The sequence below is a fragment of the Achromobacter deleyi genome, assembly GCF_016127315.1.
Lineage (GTDB): Bacteria > Pseudomonadota > Gammaproteobacteria > Burkholderiales > Burkholderiaceae_B > Achromobacter > Achromobacter insuavis_A.
The window spans coordinates 6,628,148-6,641,052 of sequence record NZ_CP065997.1 but is presented as its reverse complement, the minus strand read 5'-3'; the positions used below and the strand labels follow the sequence as shown (position 1 = coordinate 6,641,052).

The window sequence follows — 12,905 nt, the reverse complement described above, 5'->3', positions numbered from 1 at the left end:
CATGCGTACCTGGTTCTGGACTCTGCTGCTCGCCGTCATCGCCGTCGCCCTGGCGGTGGTGCTGCGCTCCCATTCCGGCAATGTGCTGCTGCTGGTCTGGCCGTGGCGCATCTCGATGTCGCTGACGCTGGCCGTGCTGCTGATCGTGGCGGCCTTCGTGGTGCTGTATGTGGGCCTGCGCCTGCTGGCCTGGCTGCTGGCCATTCCCGATCGCGTCCGCGCCTGGCGCGGCAAGCGCGCCCAGGCGCGCGATCACGAATTGCTCGAGCGCGGCTGGATCGGCCTGCTCGAAGGCCGTTATTCGCACGCCGAAAAAGACCTGACCAAGCTGCTCGAGCAGACCAAGGTGCAGACCCGCCGCGTGCTGGCCGCCTTGTCGGCCGCCCGCGCCGCGCATGGCCTGGGTGAATTCGACCGCCGCGACCGCCTGCTGGCGACCGCGCAGGAACAGGCCGGCGCCGACCCCGGCCTGGTGGAAGCCACCGCGACGGTCTCGGCCGACATGCTGCTGGACCAGGGCCGCGCCGAGCGCGCGCTGGCCGTGCTGGCGCCGCTGGCCGATGGCGGCGCCCGCCACCTGCACACCATGCGCCTGCTGCTGCGCGCGCACACGGCCCTGCACCATGACGAACAGGTCTTCACGCTGGCGCGCGGCCTGCTGCGCCGCAATGCGCTGGCGCGCACCGAAGGGGACCACCTGATCGACGTGGCCGGCGCGGCGCGCTTGCGCGCGGCGGCCGCCAACGACGGCTGGCGCGCCATCTGGAAGGACCTCAAGGCCGAGGAGCGCCTGCTGCCCGAAATCGCGCTGGCCGGCGCCGCCGCCTTCGAAGCGGCCGGCGAGGCCAACGAGGCCGCCAAGGTGCTCGAAGCCGCCATCGCCGTGAAATTCAATCCCGCCCTGGTGGCCGCCTACGCGCGTTGCGATGCCGAACAGGTGTCGCGCCGCCTGGCCAAGGCCGAGACCTGGCTGCAGCAGCGTCCCACCGATCCCGACCTGCTGACCGCGCTGGGCATGCTGTGCCTGAACGGCCAGCTGTGGGGCCAGGCCGAACGCTACCTGCTGCGCAGCCTGTCGCGCCGCGGCGATGCGCAGACGCACGCGCTGCTGGGCAGCCTGTACGACCGTCTCGACCGTCCCGCCGACGCCGTGCGCCACTGGCGCCTCGCCACCGCCGCCAGCATGGCGCTGCCGGTGCTGGCCGCCGACGCGGCGCTGCCGGCCGCGGATATCGGCTCGGACCCCTATCGCCTGGACGCCGAGGGCGGCTATGCGGTGGGCCTCTCGGATGTCGACGCCGATATCGGCGGCGACTATCCCGCGCTGCCGCCCTCGGTGGCCGCGTCGGCCTCGGATTACGTGCTGGATCCGGACGCCCGCGCCAACAAGGAACAGCAGGCGCGCGCGCTGGCGCCGGAAGATGCGCCGGTCGTCGGCGGCACGTCCGACATCGACGAGTATTTCGACAGCGCGCCGATTCCGGCCGCCGCGTTCGACAATCCCGTGCCGACGTATTCGCCGGCCGCGCCGGCTTCGCCCAAGCCGGCCGCGCCCGCCGCGCCGGCGCCGACCACCAAGCCGCCGTTCAAGGACGACGGCTCGCTTTGATCCTCTTTCAGACTAACAAGGTTCAATCATGAGTTATGACCGCGTGTCCCCCGGCAAGAAGCTGCCGGAAGACTTCAATGTGATCATTGAAATCCCCATGAACGCCGACCCGGTGAAGTACGAGGTCGACAAGGAGTCGGGCGCGATCTTCGTCGACCGCTTCATGCTGACGGCCATGCACTACCCGTGCAACTACGGCTACATCCCGCAGACCCTGTCGGAAGACGGCGACCCCGCCGACGTGCTGGTGCTGACCCCGTTCCCGATCCAGATCGGCGCCGTGGTGCGCTGCCGCGCCATCGGCGTGCTGGAAATGGACGACGAGTCGGGTGGCGACGCCAAGCTGCTGGCCGTGCCGATCGAAAAGCTGTACCCCCCGTACCGCAACATCAAGTCCTACGAAGACCTGCCGGCCGAAGACACGGCCCGCATCCAGCACTTCTTCGAGCACTACAAGGACCTGGAAAAGGGCAAGTGGGTCAAGGTCAAGGGCTGGAAGGGCGTCGACGCCGCCCACGAGGAAATCGTCAAGAGCGCCGAGCGCTACAACAAGGCCTGATCGATCAGGCCTTGCGCCGCGCCGGTGTCGCACCGGCGGGCGCTTTCAGGCGGCGCGGCCGCGACGGCATGATGCCGATCGCCGCCGCGCCGTTGTCTTGCAGGCCCTGCAGATTCTGCGTCACCTGCGCCGCGGCGGCCTGGATGCGTTCCTGCAGCAGCGCCAGCCGCTTGGCGGGCGTGCGCGCCTCGGCGGCGATGAACACCAGGCTGCCCACCACCTTCTGGTCCGGCGTGAAGATCGCCGAGCCGATCCCCATCAATCCCGGGTCGACCTCGCCGTGCGAGACGCAGACGCCAGCCGCGCGCAGCTGCTTGATGTTGGCGCGGAACGCATCCCAATCCTCGCCCAGGCCGGCCTCGCGGATTTCGGCGGCGTGCCACAGCATCAGGTTGCGCAGCTGGTAGGGCGGCAGGTTGGCCAGGATGGGCTTGGCGGTGGCGCCGCGGAACATCGGGAAGGGGCGGCCGCGCGCGTAGCTGGATTCGATCGAATGGTCGGTCCAGTAGCGGTCCACGCACATGACCTTGTCGCCGTAGTAGCTGCACAGCATCAGGTTGGCGTTGAGCTCGTCGCCGGTGGCGCGCATCACCTCGCGCGCCGCGCGCATCAGCGGGTCGTGCTGGCGCAGGTGCCGGTCCAGCTCGATGATACGCGAGCCGAGCACGTAGGCGCCGCCCGCGGTGGGCGCCAGCAAGCCGCTTTCGGTGAGCGACTTGAGATAGCGGTAGGCCGTGGCGCGCGAGCACTCCAGATGCGCCATGACGTCCTCCTGGAAGGCGGCGGTGGTGTCGTCGCGGAAGAGATCGAGAATGGACAACATGCGATCGGGAGTGCTCATTGCTGCTGACGTGCCTAGTGAATGTGGAAGCCGCCGTTGACGTCGACCACGATGCCGGTTGAGTAGGAGGACAGGTCCGAAGCCAGGAAGAGAATGGCTTGCGCGACTTCGGCCGGGAAGCCGAAGCGTTGCAGTGGAATGCCTTGTTTGAGTTCTTGTTCCCAATTTTCGCCGAATTTGCCGAGCGTCATGTCGGTCTCGATGATGCCCGGTGCCACGCAGTTGGCGCGCACCCCGCGCGGCCCCAGTTCGCGCGCCAGCGCCTTGGTGAAGCTGATCACGCCGCCCTTGGAGGCGGCGTAGTGCGATCCGCCCAGCAGGCCGCCGCCGCGCAGGGCGGCGGTCGAGCCGAGGTTGACGATGGCCGGGTGGCGCTCGCTTTCCAGCAGCCGCGGCAGGGCGGCGCGGGTGACGTTGTAGGTGCCGGTCAGGTTGACGTCGACCATGCGGCGGAACTCGTCCTCGGGCAGGTCCCAGATGCGGGTCGCGGCGACGATGCCGGCGTTGTTCACCAGCACGTCGATGCCGCCCAGCGCTTGCGCCGCCTGCGCCATGGCCTGCTCGCAGGAGGCGCTGCTCGACACATCGCAGTGCAGGTTGACGCGGCCGCCAGCGAGCCCGGCGTCGGCGTTGTCGGGATAGTCGCGGTCCAGCACCGCCACGCTGGCGCCCTGCGCCAGGAATTGCGCGACGATGGCGGCGCCGATGCCACGGGGGTTGGCGCCCCCCGTGACGACGGCCCGCTTGCCGGCCAACAGTCCGAGCGGGCCCCCCGTCATTGCTTCACCAGCGCGCAGCCGCCCTGGTCCAGCGGACGGAACGCCTGTTCGGCGGGAATCTTGCGCACCAGCTTGTAGTAATCCCAGTCGCGCTTCGATTCGGACGGCTTCTTCACCTGGAACAGGTACAGGTCGCGCATCACGCGGCCATCTTCGCGGATGCGGCCGTTCTCGGTCATGAAGTCGTTGATGGGCGTGTCGTGCATCTTCTTGATCACCGCCTCGGACGCGTCGGTGCCGGCCGCCTTGACCGCGTTCAGATAGTGCATGGTGGCGCTGTAGTTGCTGGCCTGCACCATCGACGGCATGCGACCGGTGCGCTTGAAGTAGCGTTCGGACCATTGGCGCGCCTTGTCGTCCTGGTCCCAGTAGAACGGCTCGACCAGGTTCAGCCCCTGCGCGTATTCCAGCCCGACGCTGCGCACGTCGACGATGCTCATGAAGAGCGCCGCCACGCGCTGCTTGCTGCCCATGATGCCGAATTCGAACGCCTGCTTGATGCTGTTGATGGTGTCGCCGCTGCCGTTGGCCAGGCCGATCACCTGCGCCTTGGAGGCCTGCGCCTGCAGCAGGAACGACGAGAAGTCGGCGCTGGCGATGGGGTGGCGAACGCTGCCGACCACCTGGCCGCCCTTGGCCTTGACCACCGCCATGGCGTCGCGTTCGAGCGAGTGGCCGAAGGCGTAGTCGGAGGTGATGAAGAACCAGCTCTTGCCACCGTCTTCCATGACGCCGCTGGCCACGCCGGTGGCGTAGGCGTAGGTGTCGTAGGTCCAGTGCATGCCGTTGGGCGAGCAGGCCTTGCCGGTCAGGTCGGCCGAGCCGGCGCTGGTGAAGATCACCACGCGCTTCATCTGGCGGGTCAGGTCCTGCACCGCCAGGGCGATGGCGGAGTTGGGCACGTCCAGGATCAGGTCGACCTTGTCGTTCTCGTACCAGCGGCGCGCGATGGAGACGCCGATGTCCACCTTGTTCTGGTGGTCGGCGGACACCACCTCGATCGGCTTGCCCAGCACGGTGCCGCCGAAATCCTCGACAGCCATCTTCACCGCCTCGACGCCGAACTTGCCGGACAGGTCGGCCATCATGCCGGACTGGTCGCCCAGCACGCCGATCTTGACGACGTCGTCGGACACCTGGGCCTTGGCCGACAGCGAAACGGCGCCCAGCGCGCAGGCGGCCAGGCAAAGCTTGAAACGGGTTCTCATGGGTTTGTCTCCTTGGGGGCTTGTGTCTTTGCGCGCCGCCCTGTGCCGGGCGGTCGCGCGGATCTTGCCGGGGTGGCGCCTGTGCCGGCGCCTACTCCAGGGTCTGGCCGGCGTAGGCGTCGATGAACAGGTTGGGTTTCAGGAAGAAGCTCAGCACCAGCGCGCCGTGCGGGGCGCGCGCCACGTGCTGGTTGCCGCGCGGCCGCCAGACGTAGTCGCCCGCGCGCACTTCGCCTTCGGCATCGACGATGGAGCCTTCCAGCACATAGGTCTGCTCGACCTCGACGTGCTCGTGCAGCGGCAGTTCGGTGCCGGGCTGCCAGCGGAACAGCGCGGTCAGCAGGCCGGACTCCTTGTCCTGCATCAGCACTTTCATGTCGATGCCTTCGACCTGCGTGGGTTTCCAGGGCAGCTCGTCGACTTTCAGGAAGCGCGACGCCAGCGGCGGCAGCGCGTTGGCCGCAGGGCAGCCAGGGGTTTCGAGGGCCATGATGTCTCCTAGCCAATACTCGTTATGGAAGAAAAACTAAAAATCTTGTTATTGAGTGTTTAAAAATAGTCGCGTATATTGAGATTAATGTCAATCCTGTTTTCGACCAAGGAAAGCGGGCGAGACACGAGCCGGACCAGGGGCCGCGGGTCTCGGGAAGCCTTTCCCGATGCCCGCCGTCCCGAGAGATCCGGCGCCTATAAGACAAGGAGACAAGCTTGAATCAGGACTATCTGGGCCAGACCTTCGGGTTGGCCGGGCGCACGGCGCTGGTGACGGGGGGCGCGCGCGGGCTGGGGTATGCGATTGCCGCCGGCCTGGGCCGGGCGGGCGCGCGCGTGGTGATCAACGATCTGTCGCAGGCCGCCTGCGACGCCGCTTGCGCACAGCTGGCCGCGGCCGGCATCACGGCGCGCAGCGCGGTGTTCGACGTGGCCGACGGCGCCGCCGTGGCCGAGGCCGTGGCGCGGCTGCAGGCCGATGGCGTGGCCATCGACGTGCTGGTCAGCAACGCCGGCAACCAGAACCGCAAGCCGGTGGTCGAGATGACGCCGGCCGAATGGCAGGCGTTGCAGAACGTCCATGTGAACGGCGCGTTCCATTGCGCCCGCGCGGTGCTGCCCGCCATGGCGGCGCGCGGCTTCGGCCGCATCGTGCTGATGTCGTCGGTCGCGGGCCAGGCCACCATGCCGAACATCGCCGCCTACGCCACCGCCAAGGGCGCGATCGCGGCGTTCACGCGCGCGCTGGCGGTCGAATACGGCGGCCAGGGCGTCACCTGCAACGCGCTGGCGCCGGGCTTCGTGCGCACCGACTTCACCCAGGGGCTGCAGGACAATCCGCAGTTCCAGTCGTTCCTGTCGACCGCGGTGCCGGTGGGGCGCTGGGCCACGCCCGAGGACATCGCGCCGGCGGTGGTCTACCTGGCCTCGCCGGGGTCTTCGTTCGTCAACGGCCACGTGCTGGCCATCGACGGCGGCCTGCTGGCCCGCATGTAGGAGGACGGCCATGAGCACCCAAGCGGTTCTGTCCGCCCAGGGGCTGGTCAAGCGGTTCGGCGGCTTCAATGCCGTCGACGGCGTGTCCCTGTCCCTGCGGGAAGGTTCCATCCATGCCTTGATCGGCCCCAACGGCGCCGGCAAGACCACCTGCTTCAACCTGCTGACCAAATTCCTGACGCCCGACCAGGGCGTGATCCACTACCGCGGCCGCGACATCACGTCGCTGGCGCCGGAGCAGATCGCGCGCCTGGGCATCGTGCGCTCGTTCCAGATCTCGGCGGTGTTCCTGGGGTTGACCGTGCTGCAGAACATGCGCGTGGCGCTGATGCGCCAGCATGGCGACGGCCTGCGCTTCTGGCGCAGCCGCCGCAGCGTCGACCGCCTGAACGACCAGGGCCTGGCGCTGCTGGAGGCCGTGGGCCTGGCCGGCATGGCCGACACCACGGCGGCCCTGCTGCCCTATGGCCGCAAGCGCGCGCTGGAAATCGCCATGACGCTGGCGCTGGAGCCGGAAGTGATGCTGCTGGACGAGCCGATGGCCGGGCTCGGCCAGGAAGACGTGGCGCGCATCGCGGCGCTGATCCGGCGCGTGTCGGCCAACCGCAGCATCCTGATGGTGGAGCACAACCTGTCGGTGGTCGCCGACCTGTCCGACACCATCACGGTGCTGGCGCGCGGCGCGGTGCTGGCGCAGGGCGACTACGCCACGGTGTCGCGCGACGAGCGCGTTATCACCGCCTACATGGGCTCGGAAGAGGGAGAGGGCTGATGCTGTCGATCAAGGACCTCAATGCCTGGTACGGCGAATCGCATGTGCTGCACGGCGTCGACATCGAAGTGCGGCGCGGCGAACTGGTCACCATCCTGGGCCGCAACGGCGCCGGCAAGACCACCACGCTGCGCGCCGTCATGGGCATCCTGGACAAGCGCCGCGGCTCGATCCGGCTGAACGGCCAGGAAACCGTGGGCATGGCGCCGCATCGCATTCCGCGGCTGGGCGTGGTGTATTGCCCGGAGGAGCGGGCGGTGTTCCGCAGCCTGGACGTGACCGAGAACCTGATGCTGCCGCCGCGCCTGGCCGACGGCGGCATGTCACTGGAAGAAATCTACACCCTGTTTCCCAACCTGCGCGAACGCAGCGCCAGCTCCGGCGGCAACCTGTCGGGCGGCGAGCAGCAGATGCTGGCGATCGCCCGCATCCTGCGCACCGGCGCCCAGCTGATTCTGCTGGACGAACCCACCGAAGGGCTGGCGCCGGTGATCGTGCAGCAGATCGGGCAGGCCATCCGCACGCTCAAGGAGCGCGGTTTCACCATCGTGCTGGTCGAGCAGAATTTCCGCTTCGCCACCAAGGTGGCCGACCGCCACTACGTGATGGAGCATGGCCGCGTGGTCGACCAATTGTCGGCGCAAGAGGCGCGCAATGATCCCGAGCGGATCGCGCGCCGCCTGGGTGTCTGAGGGGGAGAATCCTGTGTTCGAAATTTTTGGCGTGCCGTCCACGGCACTGTTCGGCCAGCTCCTGCTCGGCCTGATCAACGGCTCGTTCTACGCCTTGCTCTCGATCGGGCTGGCGGTGATCTTCGGCCTGTTGAACATCATCAACTTCGCCCATGGCGCGCAGTACACGGCGGGCGCGTTCCTGGCCTGGATGCTGCTGAACTACCTGGGGGTGAACTACTGGGCCGCGCTGGTGCTGGTGCCGCTCATCATGGCGGCGTTCGCCATCGTGGTCGAGCGCGTGCTGATCTCGCGCACCTACCGCATGGACCACCTCTACGGGCTGTTGCTGACCTTCGGCATCGCCCTGCTGATCGAGGGCGGGCTGCGCCAGGCGTATGGCGTGTCGGGATTGCCGTACACCATCCCCAAGGCGCTGACCGGCGGCGTCAACCTCGGCTTCATGTTCCTGCCGTGGTACCGCGGCTGGGCGGTGCTGGTGTCGCTGGTGCTGTGCCTGGCCGTGTGGGTGCTGATCGAGAAGACCCGGGTCGGCGCCATGCTGCGCGCCGCCACCGAGAACCCGACGATCGTGCGGTCGTTCGGCATCAATGTGCCGCTGCTGATCACGCTGACCTACGCGCTGGGGGTGGCCCTGGCGTCGGTGGCGGGCGTGATCGCCGCGCCCATCTACCAGGTCAGCCCGATGATGGGCTCGAACCTGGTGGTGGTGGTGTTCGCGGTGGTGGTGATCGGCGGCATGGGCTCCATCATGGGCGCCATCGTCAGCGGCTTCGGGCTGGGCATCATCGAGGGGCTGACCAAGGTGTTCTACCCGGAGGCCGCCAACCTGGCGATCTTCATCATCATGGTGCTGGTGCTGCTGTGCAAGCCGGCGGGCCTGTTCGGCAAGCCGCTGCAGGTGCAGAACGTGCTGGCCGCCGAGGCCACCCGCCAGCCGGTGCAGCTGGGGCGCCGCGCCATGCGCGGGTGCATGGCGATCCTGGCGCTGGTGGCGCTGGCCGCGCCCTGGTTCGTCTATCCCACGTTCCTGATGAAGGTGCTGTGCTTCGCGCTGTTCGCCGCGGCCTTCAACCTGCTGGTGGGCTATGTCGGCCTGCTGTCGTTCGGCCATGCGGCCTTCTTCGGCGCGGCGGCTTACGCCACGGGCATCGTCATGAAGCTGCTGGGCGCCACGCCCGAACTGGGCCTGCTGGCCGGGGTGCTGACCGGCGGCCTGCTGGGGCTGGCGTTCGGCGCCATCGCCATCCGGCGCCAGGGCATCTATTTCGCCATGATCACGCTGGCGCTGTCGCAGCTGGTGTACTTCATCGCGGTGCAGGCGGGCTTCACCGGCGGCGAGGACGGCCTGCAGAGCGTGCCGCGCGGCAAGCTGTTCGGCCTGTTCGACCTGGATGGCGTGATGCCGATGTACTACTTCACGCTGGCGGTGTTCGCACTGGGCTATGCCTTCGTGCTGCGGGTGCTCAATTCGCCCTTCGGCGAGGTGATCCGCTCGGTGCGCGACAACGAGCAGCGCGCGCGGTCGCTGGGCTATTCGACCTCGCGCTACAAGCTGCTGGCGTTCACCTTGTCGGCCTCGGTGGCGGGGCTGGCCGGCGGGCTCAAGGTGCTGGTGTTCGGCGTGGCCTCGCTGACCGACGTGCACTGGCACGCCAACGGCGAGGTGGTGCTGATGGCGCTGCTGGGCGGCATCGGCACGGTGTTCGGCCCGCTGGCCGGCGCCTTCACCTTCGTGTCGCTGCAGAACTACCTGGCGCCGCTGGGATCGTGGGTCCTGATCGTGCAGGGCGCGATCTTCGTGCTGTGCGTATTGCTGTTCCGCGACGGCATCATGGGGCTGGTGTCCCGTGCCTGGCTCGCCGTCGCCCGTCCGAGAAAGGAGTCCTGATGTTCCTGCACGTCGTCATGCTGCAATTGTCCGGCGCCGCCGATGCGCGCTTCCATGATCGGGTGCAGGGATACTGCGACCGCATCCTGGCCGAATGCGACGGGGTGGCCGGCTACGCCTTCCGGCCCAACCAGGCCAGCCGCTCGGACGGCCTGACCCACGCGGTGGTGGCGGCGTTCGGCGACGCCGCCGCCCACGACCGCTACCAGGTGTCGCCCGCCCACCAGGAAATGAAGGCCTACATGGCGGATTTCATCGAGCGCCTGGTGGTGTTCGATGGAGAAATCCCTACAATTTGCTGAATATTTCCGCCGTCCCGGAACGGGATACACTCGCGAATGATTTTTGCCATCGGACCGTTCCACCCGTCATAGGTTGATAGATCATGGACTACGTATTGCCTCCCCAGCCGCTGACCGCGGTTCCCGTTGCCGGCAGCGCCGCGCTGTTCCCGGTGCGCCGCGTCTATTGCGTCGGCCGCAACTATGCCGAGCACGCCAAGGAAATGGGCTTCACCGGCCGTGAAGATCCGTTCTTCTTCTGCAAGCCCGCCGACGCGGTGCTGAGCGTGGCCGACGGCGAAACCGGCAAGATGCCGTATCCGCCCAAGACCTCCAACCTGCACTACGAAATGGAGCTGGTGGTGGTGCTGGGCAAGGGCGGCCGCGACATCCCCGTCGAAGAAGCCAACGACTGCGTCTGGGGCTATGCCCTGGGCCTGGACATGACCCGCCGCGACCTGCAGGGCGAGATGAAGAAGCAGGGCCGTCCCTGGGAAGTGGGCAAGGCCTTCGACCTGTCGGCGCCGCTGGGCCCGATCCATCCGCGCAGCGTGGTCGGCACGCTCGACAAGGGCGCCATCTGGCTCGACGTCAATGGCCAGCGCAAGCAGGCCAGCGACATCTCGCAGATGATCTGGAACGTGCCGGAAAGCATTGCCTACCTGTCGGGCCTGTTCGAACTGCAGCCCGGCGACATCATCTTCACCGGCACGCCGGAAGGCGTGGGCGCCGTGGTGCAGGGCGACGTCATCACCGGCGGCGTGGAAGGCCTGGGCGAACTTCGCGTCCAGATCGTTTAAAGTACGGCCCGGAATCGTTTCCCCACACTTCAGGAGCGCAGCATGCGCAGCAAGATCGTGCTGACCGCCTTCGTCGTGTTCGGCTTCGTACTCGCCGGTTGCAATACCGTGGCGGGCATGGGCAAGGACATGTCGCGAGCCGGCAACGCCATCACCAACGCCGCCGACAAATGATCGTCCGGCCCAGGTGATAAAAAAGCCCCTTGAGCGATCAAGGGGCTTTTTCTTTGGCGGGGAGGCTGGCCTACAGCACATCCCCCGCGTAGTCCGCCAGGCGCGAGCGTTCGCCGCGCTGCAAGGTGACGTGGCCCGAATGCGGCCAGCCCTTGAAGCGGTCGACCACGAACGTCAGGCCCGAACTGCCTTCGGTCAGGTAGGGCGTATCGATCTGGGCGATGTTGCCCAGGCAGATCACCTTGGTGCCGGGGCCGGCGCGGGTCACCAGCGTCTTCATCTGCTTGGGCGTCAGGTTCTGGGCCTCGTCGATGATCAGGTACTTGTTCAGGAAGGTGCGGCCGCGCATGAAGTTCAGCGACTTGACCTTGATGCGCGAGCGGATCAGGTCCATGGTGGCGGCGCGCCCCCAGTCCCCGTTGCCTTCGCCTTCGCCCATGTTCAGCACGTCGAGGTTGTCTTCCAGCGCCCCCATCCAGGGCAGCATCTTTTCTTCCTCGGTGCCGGGCAGGAAGCCGATGTCTTCACCGACGGGCACCGTGACGCGGGTCATGATGATCTCGGTGTAGCGCTTGGTCTCCAGCACCTGGGTGATGCCGGCCGCCAGCGCCAGCAGCGTCTTGCCCGTGCCCGCCTGGCCCAGCAGCGACACGAAGTCGCATTCCGGGTTCATCAGCAGGTTCATGGCGAAGTTCTGCTCGCGGTTGCGGGCGGTGATGCCCCAGACGTTGTTCTTGCCGTGGGTGTAGTCGCGCAGCGTCGCCAGCACCGCCATCTTGCCGCTGACCTCGCGCACCTGGGCATACAGGGGCATCTGGCCTTCGAAGTAGACGAACTGGTTGACCACGAACTGCGAACACAAGGGGCCGTGGATGCGGTAGAAGGTGGTGCCGCCCTGTTGCCAGGATTCGACGTCCTTGCCGTGCTTGTTCCAGAAGTCCTCGGGCAGCTGCATCACGCCCGAGTACATCAGGTCCGAGTCTTCCAGGACGTGGTCGTTGAAGTAGTCTTCCGCGGCCATGCCGAGCGCGCGCGCCTTCAGGCGCATGTTGATGTCCTTGGACACCAGCACGACTTCGCGCTGCGGGTATTTTTCCTGCAGGGCCCGCACCACGCCCAGGATCTGGTTGTCGGCCTTGCCCATGGGCAGGTCAGACGGCAGGGTGCTGTGGATGGCGGTGGTCTGGAACATCAGGCGCCCGGTGGCGTCCTTGTTGCCCAGCTTGGCCAGTTCCAGGCCGTCTTCGAGCTGGGTCGCGTCCTGCACCAGCGCGTCGAGCGAACGGCTGACCTGGCGGGCGTTGCGCGCCACTTCCGACATGCCCTTTTTCTGGTGGTCCAGCTCTTCGAGCGTCATCATCGGCAAGAAGATGTCGTGCTCTTCGAAGCGGAACAGCGAACTGGGGTCGTGCAGCAGCACGTTGGTGTCCAGCACGAACAGCTTGCGCGGCGCGTTCTGGGCGCGCGTCTTGGCGCGCTTGGCCGGGGCCGGAGTGGCCTTGGCCTGGCGCGCGGGGGCGCTGGGCGCCGGCGCGGCCGGCGGCGGGGGCGGAACCTGGCGGGCCGGGATCTGCGCCTTGCGGCCCGGCGCGCCGATACCGTCGAGTTCGGGCTGCACCAGCAGCTCGTCCTCGTCGTCTTCGGCCAGGGCGGCCTGGGTATTGGACCGCGCAGCGGCGGTCTTGGTCGTGCGGGCCTGCGCCCGGGCGTTATCGCCCGAGGGGAAGGTCAGGATGGCTGCGGGGCGGGTGGGCAACTTCGGAAGCGGCATATGCGTCACTCTCCAGTATGGGCCGGCTATGGCACCTGAC

14 protein-coding genes are annotated in these 12,905 nt (G+C 67.6%); 9 read left to right on the top strand and 5 right to left on the bottom strand.

The annotated features are described in order from the left end of the window. Window position 1: 1 nt before the first annotated feature. Both I6I07_RS30025 and ppa read left to right on the top strand, forming a co-directional pair. Complete coding sequence (locus I6I07_RS30025; RefSeq protein WP_054433336.1) at window positions 2-1,609, top strand: heme biosynthesis HemY N-terminal domain-containing protein; 1,608 nt, start codon at window positions 2-4, stop codon at window positions 1,607-1,609. 28 nt (window positions 1,610-1,637) lie between these two features. Further along, window positions 1,638-2,168, top strand: coding sequence for an inorganic diphosphatase (gene ppa / locus I6I07_RS30020; protein ID WP_054433335.1), 531 nt, complete (start codon window positions 1,638-1,640; stop codon window positions 2,166-2,168). A 4-nt stretch (window positions 2,169-2,172) separates the two neighbouring features. Here ppa and I6I07_RS30015 read toward each other — a convergent pair whose 3' ends face one another. The 4 genes from I6I07_RS30015 to I6I07_RS30000 all read right to left on the bottom strand — a co-directional run bounded on the left by I6I07_RS30015 (window position 2,173) and on the right by I6I07_RS30000 (window position 5,486). Further along, window positions 2,173-3,009 (bottom strand): IclR family transcriptional regulator, encoded by an 837-nt coding sequence (locus I6I07_RS30015; RefSeq protein ID WP_054433334.1) that lies wholly within the window; start codon window positions 3,007-3,009, stop codon window positions 2,173-2,175. Window positions 3,010-3,023: 14 nt separating this feature from the next. Beyond that, the gene (locus tag I6I07_RS30010) at window positions 3,024-3,788 is read right to left on the bottom strand and encodes an SDR family NAD(P)-dependent oxidoreductase (protein ID WP_198484820.1); all 765 of its coding nucleotides are present in this window, start codon (window positions 3,786-3,788) and stop codon (window positions 3,024-3,026) included. Next, on the bottom strand, window positions 3,785-4,996 hold the full coding sequence (locus tag I6I07_RS30005) for an ABC transporter substrate-binding protein (RefSeq protein WP_198484819.1): 1,212 nt from the start codon (window positions 4,994-4,996) through the stop codon (window positions 3,785-3,787). The genes I6I07_RS30010 and I6I07_RS30005 overlap by 4 nt, the downstream gene beginning before the upstream one ends. 91 nt (window positions 4,997-5,087) lie before the next feature. Then, a complete protein-coding gene (locus I6I07_RS30000) occupies window positions 5,088-5,486 on the bottom strand; it encodes a cupin domain-containing protein (protein ID WP_006393765.1) in 399 nt (132 codons plus the stop codon). A gap of 218 nt (window positions 5,487-5,704) precedes the next feature. On the opposite strand from I6I07_RS30000, the gene I6I07_RS29995 reads away from it, so the two are divergent. The 7 genes from I6I07_RS29995 (at window position 5,705) to I6I07_RS29965 (ending at window position 11,094) form a co-directional block, all read left to right on the top strand. Further along, a complete protein-coding gene (locus I6I07_RS29995; RefSeq protein WP_198484818.1) occupies window positions 5,705-6,484 on the top strand; it encodes an SDR family NAD(P)-dependent oxidoreductase in 780 nt (259 codons plus the stop codon). 10 nt (window positions 6,485-6,494) lie between these two features. After that, window positions 6,495-7,256 carry an ABC transporter ATP-binding protein gene (locus I6I07_RS29990; RefSeq protein WP_198484817.1) on the top strand — a complete coding sequence of 254 codons (762 nt, stop codon included), beginning with the start codon at window positions 6,495-6,497 and terminating at the stop codon, window positions 7,254-7,256. Further along, complete coding sequence (locus I6I07_RS29985) at window positions 7,256-7,948, top strand: ABC transporter ATP-binding protein (RefSeq protein ID WP_006393768.1); 693 nt, start codon at window positions 7,256-7,258, stop codon at window positions 7,946-7,948. The genes I6I07_RS29990 and I6I07_RS29985 overlap by 1 nt, the downstream gene beginning before the upstream one ends. Before the next feature lie 13 nt (window positions 7,949-7,961). After that, window positions 7,962-9,839, top strand: coding sequence for an ABC transporter permease (locus tag I6I07_RS29980; RefSeq protein ID WP_198484816.1), 1,878 nt, complete (start codon window positions 7,962-7,964; stop codon window positions 9,837-9,839). Next, entirely contained in the window at window positions 9,839-10,141 is a 303-nt protein-coding gene (locus I6I07_RS29975; RefSeq protein ID WP_198484815.1) for a Dabb family protein, read from the top strand. The genes I6I07_RS29980 and I6I07_RS29975 overlap by 1 nt, the downstream gene beginning before the upstream one ends. Before the next feature lie 83 nt (window positions 10,142-10,224). Next, window positions 10,225-10,920 (top strand): fumarylacetoacetate hydrolase family protein, encoded by a 696-nt coding sequence (locus I6I07_RS29970; protein ID WP_006388427.1) that lies wholly within the window; start codon window positions 10,225-10,227, stop codon window positions 10,918-10,920. A 42-nt stretch (window positions 10,921-10,962) separates the two neighbouring features. Next, the gene (locus I6I07_RS29965) at window positions 10,963-11,094 is read left to right on the top strand and encodes an entericidin A/B family lipoprotein (protein ID WP_006388428.1); all 132 of its coding nucleotides are present in this window, start codon (window positions 10,963-10,965) and stop codon (window positions 11,092-11,094) included. Window positions 11,095-11,164: 70 nt separating this feature from the next. On the opposite strand, the gene I6I07_RS29960 is transcribed toward I6I07_RS29965, so the two are convergent. Continuing rightward, the gene (locus I6I07_RS29960; RefSeq protein WP_198484814.1) at window positions 11,165-12,865 is read right to left on the bottom strand and encodes a PhoH family protein; all 1,701 of its coding nucleotides are present in this window, start codon (window positions 12,863-12,865) and stop codon (window positions 11,165-11,167) included. Between the last annotated feature and the right edge of the window lie 40 nt (window positions 12,866-12,905).

Coding starts and splice junctions, on each gene's coding strand:
- I6I07_RS30025 (WP_054433336.1), top strand. CDS start 2: ATGCGTACCTGGTTCTGGACTCTGCTGCTCGCCGTCATCGCCGTCGCC.
- ppa (WP_054433335.1), top strand. CDS start 1,638: ATGAGTTATGACCGCGTGTCCCCCGGCAAGAAGCTGCCGGAAGACTTC.
- I6I07_RS30015 (WP_054433334.1), bottom strand. CDS start 3,009: ATGAGCACTCCCGATCGCATGTTGTCCATTCTCGATCTCTTCCGCGAC.
- I6I07_RS30010 (WP_198484820.1), bottom strand. CDS start 3,788: ATGACGGGGGGCCCGCTCGGACTGTTGGCCGGCAAGCGGGCCGTCGTC.
- I6I07_RS30005 (WP_198484819.1), bottom strand. CDS start 4,996: ATGAGAACCCGTTTCAAGCTTTGCCTGGCCGCCTGCGCGCTGGGCGCC.
- I6I07_RS30000 (WP_006393765.1), bottom strand. CDS start 5,486: ATGGCCCTCGAAACCCCTGGCTGCCCTGCGGCCAACGCGCTGCCGCCG.
- I6I07_RS29990 (WP_198484817.1), top strand. CDS start 6,495: ATGAGCACCCAAGCGGTTCTGTCCGCCCAGGGGCTGGTCAAGCGGTTC.
- I6I07_RS29985 (WP_006393768.1), top strand. CDS start 7,256: ATGCTGTCGATCAAGGACCTCAATGCCTGGTACGGCGAATCGCATGTG.
- I6I07_RS29975 (WP_198484815.1), top strand. CDS start 9,839: ATGTTCCTGCACGTCGTCATGCTGCAATTGTCCGGCGCCGCCGATGCG.
- I6I07_RS29970 (WP_006388427.1), top strand. CDS start 10,225: ATGGACTACGTATTGCCTCCCCAGCCGCTGACCGCGGTTCCCGTTGCC.
- I6I07_RS29965 (WP_006388428.1), top strand. CDS start 10,963: ATGCGCAGCAAGATCGTGCTGACCGCCTTCGTCGTGTTCGGCTTCGTA.
- I6I07_RS29960 (WP_198484814.1), bottom strand. CDS start 12,865: ATGCCGCTTCCGAAGTTGCCCACCCGCCCCGCAGCCATCCTGACCTTC.